Annotated in this window: 14 protein-coding genes and 1 tRNA gene; 7 read left to right on the top strand and 8 right to left on the bottom strand. The window is 68.6% G+C overall.

From position 1 onward, the window contains the following. The first annotated feature begins 69 nt into the window (after positions 1 to 69). Complete coding sequence (locus tag BZG35_RS12705; protein ID WP_077355988.1) at positions 70 to 297, top strand: DUF433 domain-containing protein; 228 nt, start codon at positions 70 to 72, stop codon at positions 295 to 297. Next, entirely contained in the window at positions 294 to 623 is a 330-nt protein-coding gene (locus BZG35_RS18325; protein ID WP_077355989.1) for a DUF5615 family PIN-like protein, read from the top strand. The genes BZG35_RS12705 and BZG35_RS18325 overlap by 4 nt, the downstream gene beginning before the upstream one ends. Positions 624 to 627: 4 nt before the next feature. On the opposite strand, the gene gor is transcribed toward BZG35_RS18325, so the two are convergent. The 3 genes from gor to glmU all read right to left on the bottom strand — a co-directional run bounded on the left by gor (position 628) and on the right by glmU (position 4,402). After that, positions 628 to 2,022, bottom strand: coding sequence for a glutathione-disulfide reductase (gene gor / locus BZG35_RS12715; protein WP_077355990.1), 1,395 nt, complete (start codon positions 2,020 to 2,022; stop codon positions 628 to 630). A 145-nt stretch (positions 2,023 to 2,167) separates the two neighbouring features. Further along, positions 2,168 to 2,851: a ribose-5-phosphate isomerase RpiA gene (gene rpiA, locus BZG35_RS12720; RefSeq protein ID WP_077355991.1), complete on the bottom strand. Its 684-nt coding sequence runs from the start codon at positions 2,849 to 2,851 to the stop codon at positions 2,168 to 2,170. Positions 2,852 to 3,049: 198 nt separating this feature from the next. Beyond that, positions 3,050 to 4,402 (bottom strand): bifunctional UDP-N-acetylglucosamine diphosphorylase/glucosamine-1-phosphate N-acetyltransferase GlmU, encoded by a 1,353-nt coding sequence (gene glmU, locus BZG35_RS12725; RefSeq protein ID WP_077355992.1) that lies wholly within the window; start codon positions 4,400 to 4,402, stop codon positions 3,050 to 3,052. Positions 4,403 to 4,471: 69 nt separating this feature from the next. On the opposite strand from glmU, the gene BZG35_RS12730 reads away from it, so the two are divergent. Beyond that, positions 4,472 to 5,188, top strand: coding sequence for an HAD-IA family hydrolase (locus BZG35_RS12730; protein WP_077355993.1), 717 nt, complete (start codon positions 4,472 to 4,474; stop codon positions 5,186 to 5,188). 778 nt (positions 5,189 to 5,966) lie between these two features. On the opposite strand, the gene BZG35_RS12735 is transcribed toward BZG35_RS12730, so the two are convergent. Then, positions 5,967 to 6,380, bottom strand: coding sequence for a helix-turn-helix domain-containing protein (locus tag BZG35_RS12735; RefSeq protein ID WP_077355994.1), 414 nt, complete (start codon positions 6,378 to 6,380; stop codon positions 5,967 to 5,969). 106 nt (positions 6,381 to 6,486) lie between these two features. Between BZG35_RS12735 and BZG35_RS12740 the strand changes: the two genes are divergently transcribed. The 3 genes from BZG35_RS12740 (at position 6,487) to BZG35_RS12750 (ending at position 8,797) form a co-directional block, all read left to right on the top strand. Then, complete coding sequence (locus tag BZG35_RS12740) at positions 6,487 to 7,233, top strand: SDR family oxidoreductase (RefSeq protein ID WP_077355995.1); 747 nt, start codon at positions 6,487 to 6,489, stop codon at positions 7,231 to 7,233. 126 nt (positions 7,234 to 7,359) lie between these two features. After that, positions 7,360 to 8,649, top strand: coding sequence for a dicarboxylate/amino acid:cation symporter (locus BZG35_RS12745; protein WP_077355996.1), 1,290 nt, complete (start codon positions 7,360 to 7,362; stop codon positions 8,647 to 8,649). Between the two features lie 73 nt (positions 8,650 to 8,722). After that, positions 8,723 to 8,797: transfer RNA gene (locus BZG35_RS12750), tRNA-Val, on the top strand. A gap of 160 nt (positions 8,798 to 8,957) precedes the next feature. Here BZG35_RS12750 and BZG35_RS17985 read toward each other — a convergent pair. Genes BZG35_RS17985 through BZG35_RS12760 form a run of 3 tightly spaced genes read right to left on the bottom strand, consistent with a single transcriptional unit; the run spans position 8,958 to position 10,874 of the window. Beyond that, positions 8,958 to 9,125 carry a hypothetical protein gene (locus BZG35_RS17985; protein WP_171981954.1) on the bottom strand — a complete coding sequence of 56 codons (168 nt, stop codon included), beginning with the start codon at positions 9,123 to 9,125 and terminating at the stop codon, positions 8,958 to 8,960. Between the two features lie 58 nt (positions 9,126 to 9,183). Continuing rightward, on the bottom strand, positions 9,184 to 9,732 hold the full coding sequence (locus BZG35_RS12755; protein ID WP_216351852.1) for a hypothetical protein: 549 nt from the start codon (positions 9,730 to 9,732) through the stop codon (positions 9,184 to 9,186). Then, positions 9,729 to 10,874 carry a zinc-dependent alcohol dehydrogenase gene (locus tag BZG35_RS12760; RefSeq protein WP_077355997.1) on the bottom strand — a complete coding sequence of 382 codons (1,146 nt, stop codon included), beginning with the start codon at positions 10,872 to 10,874 and terminating at the stop codon, positions 9,729 to 9,731. The genes BZG35_RS12755 and BZG35_RS12760 overlap by 4 nt, the downstream gene beginning before the upstream one ends. 233 nt (positions 10,875 to 11,107) lie before the next feature. On the opposite strand from BZG35_RS12760, the gene BZG35_RS12765 reads away from it, so the two are divergent. After that, on the top strand, positions 11,108 to 13,234 hold the full coding sequence (locus BZG35_RS12765) for a DEAD/DEAH box helicase (RefSeq protein WP_077355998.1): 2,127 nt from the start codon (positions 11,108 to 11,110) through the stop codon (positions 13,232 to 13,234). A gap of 6 nt (positions 13,235 to 13,240) precedes the next feature. Here BZG35_RS12765 and BZG35_RS12770 read toward each other — a convergent pair whose 3' ends face one another. Then, positions 13,241 to 13,606 (bottom strand): phage holin family protein, encoded by a 366-nt coding sequence (locus BZG35_RS12770; protein WP_077355999.1) that lies wholly within the window; start codon positions 13,604 to 13,606, stop codon positions 13,241 to 13,243. Positions 13,607 to 13,660: the final 54 nt, after the last annotated feature.

Raw genomic sequence — 13,660 nt, forward strand, 5'->3', positions numbered from 1 at the left:
AGGATAGGCGTCTCCGCCGCCTGAGACAATGAACGTGCTGGCGAGAATGGAGCGTGGTATGTTGCAGCCATGGATGAGCTTCTGTCCCGCATCACCATCGAGCCCGACAAGAACTTCGGGAAACCCAGCATCCGGCGCATGCGGATCCGTGTGCAAGACGTGCTGGAGATGTTGGCGGCGGGCGATCCGCCAGAGGAAGTTCTCGATGCCTACCCGGATCTCGAGCCCGATGACATCCGAGCCTGCATTGCCTACGCCAATGCCGTGATCACCGGGCGGGATATCGTCGTGGCGTGAGGTTTGTCGTCGATGCCAATCTGCCTCCGGACATAGCCGACTGGCTGAGATCGCGCGGACACGATGCGGTCGCCGTAAGGGACCTCGGTCTACGCGAAAGCCCGGACGGTCCGATTTGGGATGCCGCCCTCGCAAGGGGCGCCGTCGTCATCACGAAAGACGCCGACTTCGCCATGTGGGCCTTGTCCAGAGACCCAGCCCCGAGGATCGTCTGGCTGCGCACCGGCAACTTGAGACGACGCGCGCAGCTGGAGCATCTGGATAAGGTCTGGCTGAGCGTCCTGAACCGCCTCGCCAACGACGCCCCCATCGTCGAGGTTTGGTAGCCGCTCAACCCGCGCTAACGTCCTGCGACTGTTTGACCTTCAGGGTCACCAGCTCCTCGGCCATGGTCGGGTGGACGGCGCAGGTGGCGTCCCACTGGGCCTTGGTCAGGCCGGCCTTCACGGCGATGGCGGCCAACTGGATCATCTCGGGCGCTTCCGGCCCGACGATGTGGACCCCGACCACGCGGTCGTTGGAGGCGTCGACCACCAGTTTCATCAGCACCCGCTCGTCCGAACCTGTGAAGGCGTATTTCATCGGCCGGAAGCGGGTCACGTAGACGTCGACCGCGCCGGAACAGCTGTGGCGCGCCTCGCTCTCGCTCAGGCCGACGACGCCGACCGGCGGCTGGCTGAACACCGCCGTGGCCACGGCCTCGTAGTCGAAATGCTGGGGGTTGTCGTTGTAGACGGTCTCGTGGAAGGCCACCGCCTCGCGGATGGCGACGGGGGTCAGGTTCATCCGGTCGGTGACGTCGCCTATGGCCCAGATGTTGTCGGCCGTGGTCCTGGACAGGGTGTCGACCTGGATCGCGCCCTTGTCGTTCAACTGGACCCCGGCGGTCTCCAGACCCAGGGACTTGACGTGCGGAACCCGGCCGGTGGCGAACATGACCACGTCGGTCTCCAGCTCCATGCCGTTGCCCAGCACGTTCAGCAGGCCGGTCGGCGTCTTGCGGATCTCGGTGTGCTGACAGCCCAGGACGACCTTGATGCCGCGCTTCTCGATCTCGCCGGCCAGGTGGGCGCGGACGTCGTCGTCGAAACCGCGCAGGATGTTGGGGCCGCGATAGATCAGGGTGGTCTCGACCCCCAAACCGGCGAAGATGCCGGCGAATTCCACCGCGATATAGCCGCCGCCCGCGATCAGGATGCGCTTGGGCAGTTCCGGCAGGTGGAAGGCCTCTTCCGAGGTGATGGCGTGTTCGATGCCGGGCAGGCCCTCGGGCATCCAGGGCCGGCCACCGGTGGCGATCAGGATGCGTTCGGCGGTGATGATGCGGTCGCCGCCGTCCTCACCCTTGCCGGCGATGGACACGGTGTGGGCGTCGGTCAGGACGGCGCGGCCGTGGATCAGGTCGACCCCGGCCTTGCCCAGGTTGGCGGCATAGATGCCCGACAGGCGGGCGATCTCGACGTCCTTGGTCTCGATGAATTTCGGCCAGTCGAAGCGGGCATCGATGGTCCAGCCATAGCCCTCGGCGGTCTCGAACTGGTGGGCGAAGTCGCTGGCCATGACCATGAATTTCTTGGGCACGCAGCCGCGGATCACGCAGGTCCCGCCGACCCGGTGTTCCTCGGCGATGGCCACGCGCTTGCCGCCCAAGGCCGTCAGCCGCGCCGCCCGGACGCCGCCGGACCCGGCACCGATGACGAAGAGGTCGTAGTCGTAGTCGGCCATGCCGGGCTCCGCGAAAAATACCGTCCGACCCGTCCGACCCGTTCGGATCGACCGCCTGCGTCCATGGGGAGCCGCGCGGGAGAGGCGGGACTTAGGCACGCGTGTCCGCAGCGGCAAGGCTTGACGCCTGCGCCAATCCGCGCCGCTAGGGCACCAGCACCTCGACCCCGTCGTCCCGGCCGATGATCGCCTCGTCGGCCAGATCCAGGAACAGGCCGTGCTCGACCACGCCGGTGATCAGCTTCAGGTCGTCGGCCAGGCGCACCGGGTCGTAGATGGCGGCGCAGCGGGCGTCGTAGATGACATTGCCGCCGTCGGTGCGGACCACGCCGCGATCGGCCTGGCGCAGACGGGCGGGCATGGCGATGTCGTGATCGATCAGCACGTCCATGATGCGGTTGGCCGTCGCCTTGTGGCCGAAAGCGACGACCTCGATCGGCAGGGGGAAGGCGCCCAGCACTGGCACCACCTTGGCGGCGTCGGCGATGACGAGGCAGCGGTCCGACGCCTCCCACACCAGCTTTTCGCGCAGCAGGGCCGCCCCGCCGCCCTTGATCAGGGCCAGGCCCGGCCCGACCTCGTCGGCCCCGTCGACGGTCAGGTCGATGCGGGAGACGTCTTCCAGCGTGGTCAGGGGCAGGCCCAGCTTGCGCGCCAGGTCGGCGGTCTTCTCGGAGGTCGGCACGCAGCGCAGGCCGGTCAGACCCCGCGCCGCCAGCGCCTTGACGAACCAGGCGGCGGTCGAGCCGGTGCCCAGACCGACGATCATGCCGGCCTCGACCCGCAGGGCGGCGGCCTCTCCGGCAATCTGTTTCTGGAGGTCAGACACATACGGCTCCGCAGGAAGAGCCCTTCCCCTGGAGGGGGAAGGGTTGGGATGGGGTGGCGGCAGGGAACGTCCGGTCGCGCACGTTCACACCGTCGCCTTGCAGCGCTGGCCATCGGGTGTCGAAGCGTCCCTTCGACAGGGTGCCTCCACCCCATCCCCGGCCCTTCCCCCTCCAGGGGAAGGGGGCAGAAGCCGAGCTCATGGCTTTGCCGCCTTCTTCGCCTTGGCCTTGTCCCGAAACACCCTGCCCGCGCCGTCTTTGTTCACCTGCCGCCCGCGCCCCAGTGCCAGGGCGTCCGCCGGGACGTCCTCGGTGATCACCGAGCCCGAGCCGACGATGGCCCCCGCGCCGATGCTGACCGGCGCGACCAGGGCGCTGTTCGAGCCGATGAAGGCCCCCGCCCCCACCTCGGTGCGGGCCTTGTTGAAGCCGTCGTAGTTGCAGAAGATCGTGCCCGCGCCGATGTTCGCCCCCGCCCCGACCGATCCGTCGCCCAGATAGGACAGGTGGTTGGCCTTGGCCCCCAACTCCATCCGCACATTCTTGACCTCGACGAAATTGCCGACCTTCACGTCCTCGCCCAGATCGGCGCCGGGGCGCAGCCGGGCATAGGGACCGACCTCGGCCCCCGTCGCGACGGTCGCGCCCTCGATGTGGCTGAAGCTTCGGATCCGGGCGCGTTCGGCGATCCGGGCCCCGGGGCCGAAGACCACGAAGGGTTCGATCACCGTCCCCGCCCCGACCTGGGTGTCCCAGGCGAAATGCACGGTCTCGGGCGCGCTCATGGTTACCCCGGCGGCCAGGAAGGTCTCGCGCTGGACCTTCTGGAACAGCGCCTCGGCGGTCGCCAGTTCGGCCTGGGCATTGACGCCCATGACGGAGTCCTCGGCCGCCATGACCGCCCGCGTCGGGGCCCCGCGCCGGCGCGCCAGTTCGACCACGTCGGTCAGATAGTATTCGCCCTTGGCGTTCTGGTTGGTGACCTCGCCCAGCAGAGAGAACAGCAGGCCCACGGGGGCCGCCATGACGCCGGAATTGCAGGTGGTCAGGGCCAGGACCTCGGGTGAGGCCTCCTTGGCCTCGGTGATGGCGACGAGGGCGTCGCCCTCCATGACGAGCCGTCCGTACGCCCCCGGATCGGCGGCCTCGAACCCGATCACCGTGACCCCGTCATGCGTGTCGAACACCGCCTCGATGTCGGCGGCGCGCAGCAGGGGCACGTCGCCATAGGTGACCACCACCTGGCCCACGAAGTCGCCCAGCACGGCCTCGGCCGCCCGGACGGCGTGGCCGGTGCCCAGGGGCGGATCCTGGACCGCGATGGCGTCCTCGCCCAGGCGGGCCACCACATGGGCGCGGACCTCGGGCGAATGGCTGCCCACCACCACCACGATCCGCTCGCAGCCCAGGGCCTCGGCCGCGTCGATGGCGTGGTCCAGCATGGCGCGGTGGCCGACCGGATGCAGCACCTTGGGCAGCGGCGACTTCATCCGCGTGCCCTGGCCGGCGGCGAGGATGATGGCGGCTCTGGCGGGGGAATGGGTGGTCATGAATCGGTCCGGCGTCTAGTCACGCGCGGTGGTCTAGCCCATCGGGACGGCCGAAGGGAGAGAGACGCCATGATCGAACGCGACCTTGAGGGCTGGACCCTGGCCTTCGACCTCGACGGCACCCTGGTGGAGACGCATCAGGACCTGGTCGGCACCCTGAACCGGATGCTGGTGATCGAGGGCCTGCCGCCCGTGCCCATGGAAGGGGCGCGCGAGCTGATCGGCGGCGGGGCCCGGGCCCTGCTGGAGCACGGCTTCACCCTGGCCGGCGCCCCGCTGGAGCGGGCGCAGGACCCGCAGCTGTTCGAGGCCTTCATCGCCGACTACATCGAACATATCGCCGACCACTCGGTGCCGTTCGAGGGCGTGGTCGAGACGCTGGAGACCCTGTCGGCCCGCGGCGCGACCCTGGTGGTGGTCACCAACAAGCGCTCGGACCTGTCCGAACTGCTGCTGGGCAAGATCGACCTGACCCGCCATTTCGCCGCCATCGTCGGCCCTGACCGGGTCAGCGCGAGGAAACCCTCGGGCGCCCACCTGATCGAGGCCATCCAATCGGTCGGCGGCGATCCGGCCCGCGCCATCATGATCGGCGATGCCGCCCCCGACGCGGGCACAGCGCAGGACGCGAACATCCCCTGCATCCTGTGCAGCTTCGGCTACACCCCGATCCCAGTTGAGGATCTGGACCCCGACGTCATCGTCGACGCCTTCGAGGACGTGGAAGAGGCTATCGATATGATCGTGGTGGACCACTATGTGGCCCGGGCGATGGCGGGGGTCTGACGCGCGCGCCGGAGCCGAGACTCCCGATCCGGAGAACCGTGGCGCCGCCTGCCGCAGAGACGACGTGGGCTCTTCGTCGCCGCCCGCGATCATGTCGCCCGGAGCACGGCCCGGAGATCTCAGGGACCAAGACGATCGATCCCTGATCGTGCAGATCGCCTGTCGATGATCTCGGTCGTCGCGGCGTCGACGGCTCACCCTGTTTCGGCCGATCGCGCGGCCATCAAGGCCTTCGCGCCGAATACTTGCAGCCCGTCTCCCGACGCCGATCATTAAAGGAAATGGTTCATGACCGGCAAACACGTCTCCTTCGATTAGGTGGATATACCTAGTCGTTTCTACCGATCAGTTTTATCACTATTGATTCAGGCTATTCTGACAAGCTGTCTCTACAGAAGAGGATCGCGGAATGTTCGGAGAAGTCGTCGCCTACCTGCACCGTCACAATCGTGTCGCTTTCGCCGGCGCGCTCATGGCGATGTTCGCCGCGGGACTCAGTCTGATCAGCCACCACCGCTGACGCGCGTCCCGGAGGCCGCCCGCCGCGTCCCGGTCGGGTCAGCGGGTCAGCCCGTCGACCGCTGCGGCGGTCATGGGGAAGGCCGCCAGGGGACCGATCACGGCCTGGCTGGCCCCCACCAGCGCCCCCCGCAAAGATAGGCGGGATGCACCCGGCAACGCACGAGGCCGCCGTCAGCGTGAGCCCCTCCCAGGCCTGATCGCAAGGACAGGCGAAATAGCGTGGTCACCTGAAAGCGCGTCGATGTCGGTTCGATCGCTATCTCGCTTTCGCCGCGTCGAATGCCGCCCGCGCCGCCTCGATCCGCTCCAGGTGCGCCTCGGCCCACATCCAGACCCCGCAGAAGGCCGTGGCCAGGCTGAAGCCCATGTCGGTCAGGCGGTATTCGACCTTGGGCGGCACCACCGGGTGGACAGTCCGGATCACCAGGCCGTCGCGCTCCATCTGGCGCAGGGTCTGGGTCAGCATCTTCTGGCTGACGCCACCGGACAGGGCGGCGAGGCGGGTGAAGCGCTGCTCCCCGTGCTCGGCCAGGACGTCCAGCACGATCATGGTCCACTTGTCGGCGACCCGGCCGATCACCTCATTGACCAGGGCCTCGACGCGGGGATCGACCGGCGGGTGGTCGAAGACGGCGGGGCGGATGGCGACTGGTTGAGTAGTGGCGGACATCGGTTTCTCTTCGGTGCGTATGGCACGTTGAGGTGCCTACTTTCGATCAGTGCGTGACCGTTCTATCTCAGTCGGCGCGAGGTCGGAACCTCGAAGGAGCCCAGACATGAACACCGCACACGACACCGTCCTGATCACCGGCGGCGGCACCGGCATCGGCCGCGCCATGGCCGAGGCCCTGCACGCCAGGGGCACCAAGGTCATCATCGCCGGCCGCCGACCCGAGGTCCTGGCCGAGGTCTGCGCCGCCAACCCGGGCATGGCCCATGCGGTGCTGGACGTCGCCGATTCGGCCTCGATCCCGGCCGTCGTCTCCCAGATCGTCGCCGACCATCCAGGCCTGAACGCGGTCATCAGCAATGCCGGGATCATGAGGGCGGAGACCCTGTCGGCCGGTGCCTTCGACCTCGGCCTGGTGGACGAGACGGTGGCGATCAACCTGCTGGGCACGATCCGGCTGGCGGCGGCGGTCCTGCCGCATCTGCTGCAACAGCCCTCGGCGACCTTCGTCACCGTCTCCTCGGGTCTGGCCTTCGTGCCCCTGGCCGCGACCCCGACCTACAGCGCCACCAAGGCGGCGATCCATTCCTGGACCCAGTCCCTGCGGACCCAGCTGGCCGGCACCTCGGTCAGGGTCATCGAATGGGCTCCGCCGGGGGTGGCCACCGACCTGATGCCCGGTCATGCCGAAGACCCCCGGTCCATGCCCCTGGCGGACTTCACCGCCGAGAGCCTGTCGCTGTTCGAGGCCGGGCATGACGCGGTGCTGGTGGAGCGGGTCAAGTTCCTCAGCGGGGCCGAGGCGCGGGGGGACTATGCGGCGGTGTATGAGGCGTTGAACGGGGCGCACTGACTTACGTCCCCCTCCCAGAAGGAGAGGGTCTCGGCGCGTCGATAGAAATGCTCGCCACCACGGCGGTTGCGGTCCGGCGCGCCAGCCAACATGTTGCGGCTCCTCCTTCCCGAAAGCCGCGCCGACATGCTTGCCCGCTTCTTCGCCATTCCCCTGTGGCAGCGCACCGCCGCCGGGTTCGCGCTCGGCATCCTGGCCGGTCTGATCCTGAGGGAACAGGCGACGGTCTGGCTGCAGCCGATCGGGGACGTCTATCTGAACCTGATCCGGATGGTGGTGGCGCCGCTGGTGCTGTTCACCATCGCCTCCTCGATCGCCAAGCTGGGCGCAGGCGCGGGGGCGGTGCGACTGGGGGCGCGGACCATCCTGTGGTTCGCCATCACCTCCCTGCTGGCGGTGCTGGTCGGCTTCGCCTTCGGCCATCTGATCAATCCGGGGCTGGGCCTGGCCAACCTGCCGCTGGGCGAGGTCAAGGACCGGGTCATCCCGACCCCGCTGGAGGTGCTGCTCGGGATCGTCCCGACCAATCCCTTCGCCGCGCTGAGCGAGGGCAAGGTGCTGCAGATCATCTTCTTCTCGGCCCTGGTCGGGGCGGCGCTCGTCGCGCTCGGCGACCGGGCCCTGACGGCGCGGCGGCTGGTCGACGAGGGCGCGGCCATCATCTTCCGCATCACCCGCTGGGTCATCCAGCTGACGCCGTTCGGCGTGTTCGGCCTGATCGGCTCGGTCGTCGGCGGCTATGGCTGGGAGGCGCTGCTGCCGCTCGGCAAGTTCATCCTGGCCATCTACGCCGCCTGCCTGTTCCACATCCTGATCGTCTATTCGGGCCTGCTGAAGCTGCACGGACTGAAGGCTTCCAGCTTCTTCCGCGGGGCCTTCGCGGCCCAGCAGACCGCCTTCGCCACATCGTCCTCGCTGGGCACGCTGCCGATCACCCTGCGCCAGACGGTGGAGCGGCTGGGCGTGCCCCAGGCCTATGCCGCCTTCGCCGTGCCCCTGGGGGCCAACGTCAAGATGGACGGGTGCGGGGCCATCTATCCGGCCATCGCCTCGATCTTCATCGCCCAGTATTTCTCGATCGACCTGACGCTGACCCAGTACGTCCTGATCGGGCTGACGGCCGTCCTGGGCTCGCTGGGCACCGCCGGGGTGCCGGGCACCAGCATCGTCATGCTGACCCTGACGCTGTCCACCGCCGGCCTGCCGCTGGAGGGGATCGGCTATATCGTCGCCATCGACCGGATCATCGACATGATGCGCACCGCCACCAACGTCACGGGCCAGATGCTGGTCCCGGTGCTGGTGGCCAGGGAAGAAGGCATCCTGAACGAGGGCATCTATGACGGCCACGTCGCGTGGCTGCCCGGCGACCCGGAGGCGGAGACCCCGGCGGCGGTGCAGGGCGCGGGCATCTGACTCTTGCCTCCCGGCGGCGACCGGGCTATGTCCCCGCCTCCCCGCAACGACACATGTCTGCGGGGCCCGAGATGGATGCTTAGCTCAGCGGGAGAGCACCTCGTTCACACCGAGGGGGTCGCAGGTTCAATCCCTGCAGCATCCACCATCATCTTTCAGTGTCGGGTCGGTCGATCGCTTCTGCGTCAGGGGTCGCGGGACCCTGGCTGCCGGGAACCGGTCCGCCGCCCGGACCCGGCGCCGCCTCGCCGACCCGCGTCTGGCCGACACCGCGGTCCGCCTCGGCAGGATCGCCGTCGGACGGGCGGTCAGTCATGACCGGTCATGCCCTTGGACGGATCGCTGGACGAGGTACCGGGGTCCTTGTCCGGGGCTCGGGCGCTGCGGATCTTGATCAGGGCGAGCAGTCCGCCCAGCAGCAGCGGCCCGCCGATGACGACGAGGGCCCAGGGCCAGGCTTCGGCAGCGTTTTCCATAGGTCTTCTCCGATAGCAGGGCGGTCCTCTGAGACCGCCCGTTGGGTGGACGGGGCCGCTAGCGGTCGCGACCGCGCAGCAGGGTGACCAGACCGAAGACGGCCAGGCCGGCGACGGCCAGAGTGGCGACGCCGGCGACGCGGGCGTTCGACGATTTGACCAGACCCATCTCGGCCACCGGGTTGGGGAGCGTGCCCTTGCCCAGATCATCGACGATGCCCTCGACGAAATTGACCCGGTCGGCCAGCATCAGCAGCAGCCAGTGTCCCCACTGGCTTTCACTGTAGGCAAAGGCCGCGCGACGGATCTTACCGCTCAGGCCCGACGGCGGGGTGGACTGGCCGACGGTGGCGGGGCGGCGCAGATATTCGACCGACTGCAGGATCTCGACATCGGCCACCTGGGCCACGGGCGGGGTCCAGTTCATGCCGGGGCCGTCGTCCTTGGACCGGTCCCGCATCGGATAGGTCGGGTCGTTCTCGGGGTCCGCGTCGACGCCCCAGCCGATCACGGTCTGGGGGTCGATCCGGGGATGTTTCGCGTCGGGCGCCGTGTCGGCGGCGGCGTCGGCCTGTTCGCTCTGGGTCATGGGGATGTCCTTGCTCATGCCGCGCTCGGGATCAGGACGGGCTTGATGCAGCCGTCCAGCTTGGAGGAGAACAGGTGGTAGGCCTCGGCCACGTCCTCGAGCGGCACCCGGTGGGTGATGATGCCCTTGGGATCGATCCGGCCCTCGCGGACGTGTTCGATCAGCTTGGGCAGGTGGCGTTTCACCGAGGCCTGGTTGGCGCGGATGGTGATGCCCTTGTTCACGACGTTGCCGATCGGGACCATGTTGCCGGTCGGGCCATAGACGCCGACGATGGAGACCACGCCGCCCTTTTTCACCGAGTTGATCGCCCAGTGCAGCGGTACGGCACTGCCGGCCTCCAGCTTCAGCTTCTTGCCGAACAGGGTGTGCCAGGCGTTGCCCGAGGCGTCGGCCCCGACGGCGTCGATGCAGACGTCCGGGCCGATGTCGGTGATCTTCTTCAGGAACACCACCGGATCGCCGATCTCGCGGAAGTCATAGACCTCAGCCGGGCAGTAGGTGCGGGCGAACTCCAGCCGGTATTCGACATGGTCGATGACGATCACCCGACCGGCCCCGAACAGCCAGGCCGAGCGCGCGGCCAGCAGGCCCACGGGACCAGCCCCGAAGACGACGACGGTGTCGCCCTTCTGGATGCCGCCCATCTCGGCCGCCTGATAGCCGGTCGGCACCACGTCGGTCAGCAGCACCGCGTCGTCCGGGTCCATCCAATCGGGGATGATCGTCGGACCGAAATCGGCATAGGGGACGCGGACATATTCGGCCTGGCCGCCGTCATAGCCGCCGGCGGTGTGGGAATAGCCGAAGATGCCGCCGACGGCGGTCGCCTGGGCATTGGACTCGTGGCAGTTGCCGAACAGGCCCTGTTTGCAGAAATGGCACTGGCCGCAGGCGATGTTGAAGGGGACCAGGACGTGGTCGCCGGCCTTCAGGTTCTCGACGCCCGAGCCGACCTCTTCCACCACGCCGCAGAACTCGTGACCGAAGGTCATCCCGACGCGGGTGTCGGGCACCATGCCGTGGTACAGGTGCAGGTCAGAGCCGCAGATGCACGACCGGGTCACGCGGACGATGGCGTCGCGCGGATGCTCCAGTTTCGGCATCGGCTTGTCCACCACGCGCACGCGGCGAGGCCCTCGGTAATCCATTGCCCGCATCGTCTTCTCCAGTCTGCTTGAGAAGACCCAACCGGAGGGCTGGCGGTTGGTTCCTGTGCAGGAAACCCGACATTGGCGGGCAAGCCTTGCCCTTTGGCTCGAAGAACCCGGGTCAGAGTCCGACATCTTTCGGCCACCACCACCATTCGGCCTTGTTCGGGGCGCAGAAGCCCCGCCCTTCTGAATCGACCCGCAACCTCGCCAATCCGGGCGCGGTGCCCTACGGAACGCCCATGCCCTTCCCTGCCAGTCATCCCGCGCTCGACCGCGCCCTCTCCGAACGCGGCTATGCCGAGCCGACCCCCGTCCAGGCCGCCGTTCTGGAAGCCGCCATGGCCGAGGACGGGACCGGACGGGACCTGCTGGTTTCGGCCCAGACCGGGTCGGGCAAGACCGTCGCCTTCGGCCTGGCCCTGGCCCCCACCCTGCTGGGCGAGGCCGAGAAATTCACCGACTTCGGCGCGCCCCTGGCCCTGGTCATCGCCCCGACCCGCGAACTGGCCCAGCAGGTCGCCAGCGAGCTGACCTGGCTCTACGCCCAGACCGGGGCCCGCATCGTCAGCTGCGTCGGCGGCATGGACCCCAAGGTCGAGCGCCGGGCCCTGGAGCGCGGGGCCCATATCGTCGTCGGCACGCCCGGCCGCCTGCGCGACCATCTGGAACGCGGCGCGCTCGACCTGTCCGAGGCCCGCGCCGTCGTGCTCGACGAAGCCGACGAGATGCTGGACATGGGCTTCCAGGAAGACCTGACCTTCATCCTGGACGCAGCGCCCGAGACGCGCCGGACCCTGATGTTCTCGGCCACCCTGGCCCGCGACATCGTCCAGCTGGCCAAGACCTATCAGCGCGATGCCGTCCGTATCGACACCGTCGCCGGCAACAAGTCGCACGCCGACATCGAGTACAAGGCGATCCGCGTCGCGCCGAACGAGATCGAACTCGCGGTGGTCAACGTCCTTCGCTATTTCGAGGCCCCCGGGGCCCTGGTGTTCGCCAATACGCGCGAGCGGGTGAAGCATCTGACCGCCTCCCTGCGCGAGCGCGGCTTCTCGGTCGTCGGCCTGTCGGGCGAACTGACCCAAGGGGCGCGCTCCGAGGCGCTGCAGGCGCTGCGCGATGGTCACGCCCGGGTCTGCGTCGCCACCGACGTGGCCGCGCGCGGTCTGGACCTGCCCGACCTGGGCCTGGTCATCCATGCCGAGATCCCGGTCAACAAGGCCGGCCTGCTGCACCGCTCGGGCCGCACCGGCCGCGCCGGCAAGAAGGGCGTGTCCGTCCTGCTGGTCAGCTACACCCGCCGCCGCAAGGTCGAGCTGATGCTGCAGTCGGCCGCCATCGTCGCCGAATGGTCGGGCCCGCCGTCCGCCGAGATGATCCTGGAGAAGGACCGCGAGCGGCTGCTGGCCGATCCGGCCCTGACCGCCCCGGTCGAGGACGCCGAAGCCCTGGAGCTGGGCCGTCTGCTGCTGGAGCGCACCACGCCGGAACAGGTCGCCGCCTCCCTGATCCGCCTGTACCGCCAGAAGCTGCCGGCCCCCGAGGACGTCTATGACGACGACCGGATGAAGCGTCAGCAGGCCTCGGGCGTCAACGACCGCGGCCAGCCCGATGCGCCGTTCCAGGATTTCGCCCGCGGCGGCGACATGGCCTGGTTCCGCATCAACATCGGTCGCGACAAGAACGCGGACCCGAAATGGCTGCTGCCGACCATCTGCCGCATCGGTCACGTGACCAAGCGCGACATCGGCTCGATCAAGATCTTCGACCGCGAGACCAAGTTCGAGATCACCAAGGAGGCCGAGGCCAAGTTCAAGGCCGCCGTGGCCGCCTCGAGCGAAGACGGCGTGACCGTCTCGGAGGCCGTGGCCCCCGGTCCCAAGGAAAAGCCCGCCAGCCGCTGGGACAAGAAGCCCGCCGGCGACGGGGGTGAGCGCCCCGAGCGCAAGCCCTGGGCCAACAAGACCGAGGGCGACCGCACCCCGCGCGGCGACAAGCCGGCCTTCGAGAAGAAGCCCTGGGTCAAGCGCGACGCCGCGCCGACCGGCGAGAAGAAACCCTGGGTCAAGCGCGACGCCCCCGAGGCGGCGGAACGCACGCCCTGGGCCGGCAAGGTCGATACGGGCGCGGCGCCGGCCAAGAAGCCCTGGGTCAAGCGCACGGCGGACGCCCCGACTCCCGAAGGCAAGAAGCCCTGGGTGAAACGCGACGCGCCGCCGGCCGCCTCGGGCGAACCGGCCTGGAAGGGCAAGCCCAAGGGCGGCGACCGTCCCTGGGCCGCCAAGGACGCGCGGGGCAAGCCGGCCGCCAAGCCTGTCGGCGACAAGAAGCCGTTCAAGGGCAAGAAGAAGCCGAACGGCTGAGTTCGGCTATCGACGCTGGCGTTTGGGCGGGTCATCCTGGATCAGGGTGCCCGCCACCAGGCTGACCACGCCGGTGATCACGGCCGCCCCGATCCCGGCCCACAGGCCCTCCACCGCGAACCCGCCCAGGAAGGCCGCGACCAGGCCGATGGTGGCGGCGTTCACGACCAGCAGGAACAGGCCGAAGGTCACCACCGTCAGGGGAAAGGTGACGAACAGCAGGATCGGCCGCACCACGGCGTTGACGATCCCCAGCAGCACCGCCGCCGCGATCAGCGAGCCGGTCGAGGCGAACGAGACCCCCGGGATGACGTAGGCGGACAGCCACAGCCCGAGCGCGGTGACCACGGCCTGAAGGATGAATCTGAGCATCGTCGCACTCCTGCCTTGACGGAACCGTAGCCTTGGCCGTGCACTATCACGGCA

The organism is Brevundimonas sp. LM2 (assembly GCF_002002865.1).
In the GTDB taxonomy this organism is placed as follows: Bacteria; Pseudomonadota; Alphaproteobacteria; order Caulobacterales; family Caulobacteraceae; genus Brevundimonas.

Bases quoted from the DNA above. Each gene is read 5' to 3' on its own strand.
- BZG35_RS12755 (WP_216351852.1), bottom strand. From the start codon at position 9,732: ATGAGCAAGGACATCCCCATGACCCAGAGCGAACAGGCCGACGCCGCC.
- BZG35_RS12770 (WP_077355999.1), bottom strand. From the start codon at position 13,606: ATGCTCAGATTCATCCTTCAGGCCGTGGTCACCGCGCTCGGGCTGTGG.
- BZG35_RS12740 (WP_077355995.1), top strand. From the start codon at position 6,487: ATGAACACCGCACACGACACCGTCCTGATCACCGGCGGCGGCACCGGC.
- BZG35_RS12730 (WP_077355993.1), top strand. From the start codon at position 4,472: ATGATCGAACGCGACCTTGAGGGCTGGACCCTGGCCTTCGACCTCGAC.
- BZG35_RS12765 (WP_077355998.1), top strand. From the start codon at position 11,108: ATGCCCTTCCCTGCCAGTCATCCCGCGCTCGACCGCGCCCTCTCCGAA.
- BZG35_RS12735 (WP_077355994.1), bottom strand. From the start codon at position 6,380: ATGTCCGCCACTACTCAACCAGTCGCCATCCGCCCCGCCGTCTTCGAC.
- BZG35_RS12760 (WP_077355997.1), bottom strand. From the start codon at position 10,874: ATGCGGGCAATGGATTACCGAGGGCCTCGCCGCGTGCGCGTGGTGGAC.
- BZG35_RS17985 (WP_171981954.1), bottom strand. From the start codon at position 9,125: ATGGAAAACGCTGCCGAAGCCTGGCCCTGGGCCCTCGTCGTCATCGGC.
- BZG35_RS12745 (WP_077355996.1), top strand. From the start codon at position 7,360: ATGCTTGCCCGCTTCTTCGCCATTCCCCTGTGGCAGCGCACCGCCGCC.
- glmU (WP_077355992.1), bottom strand. From the start codon at position 4,402: ATGACCACCCATTCCCCCGCCAGAGCCGCCATCATCCTCGCCGCCGGC.
- gor (WP_077355990.1), bottom strand. From the start codon at position 2,022: ATGGCCGACTACGACTACGACCTCTTCGTCATCGGTGCCGGGTCCGGC.
- BZG35_RS12705 (WP_077355988.1), top strand. From the start codon at position 70: ATGGATGAGCTTCTGTCCCGCATCACCATCGAGCCCGACAAGAACTTC.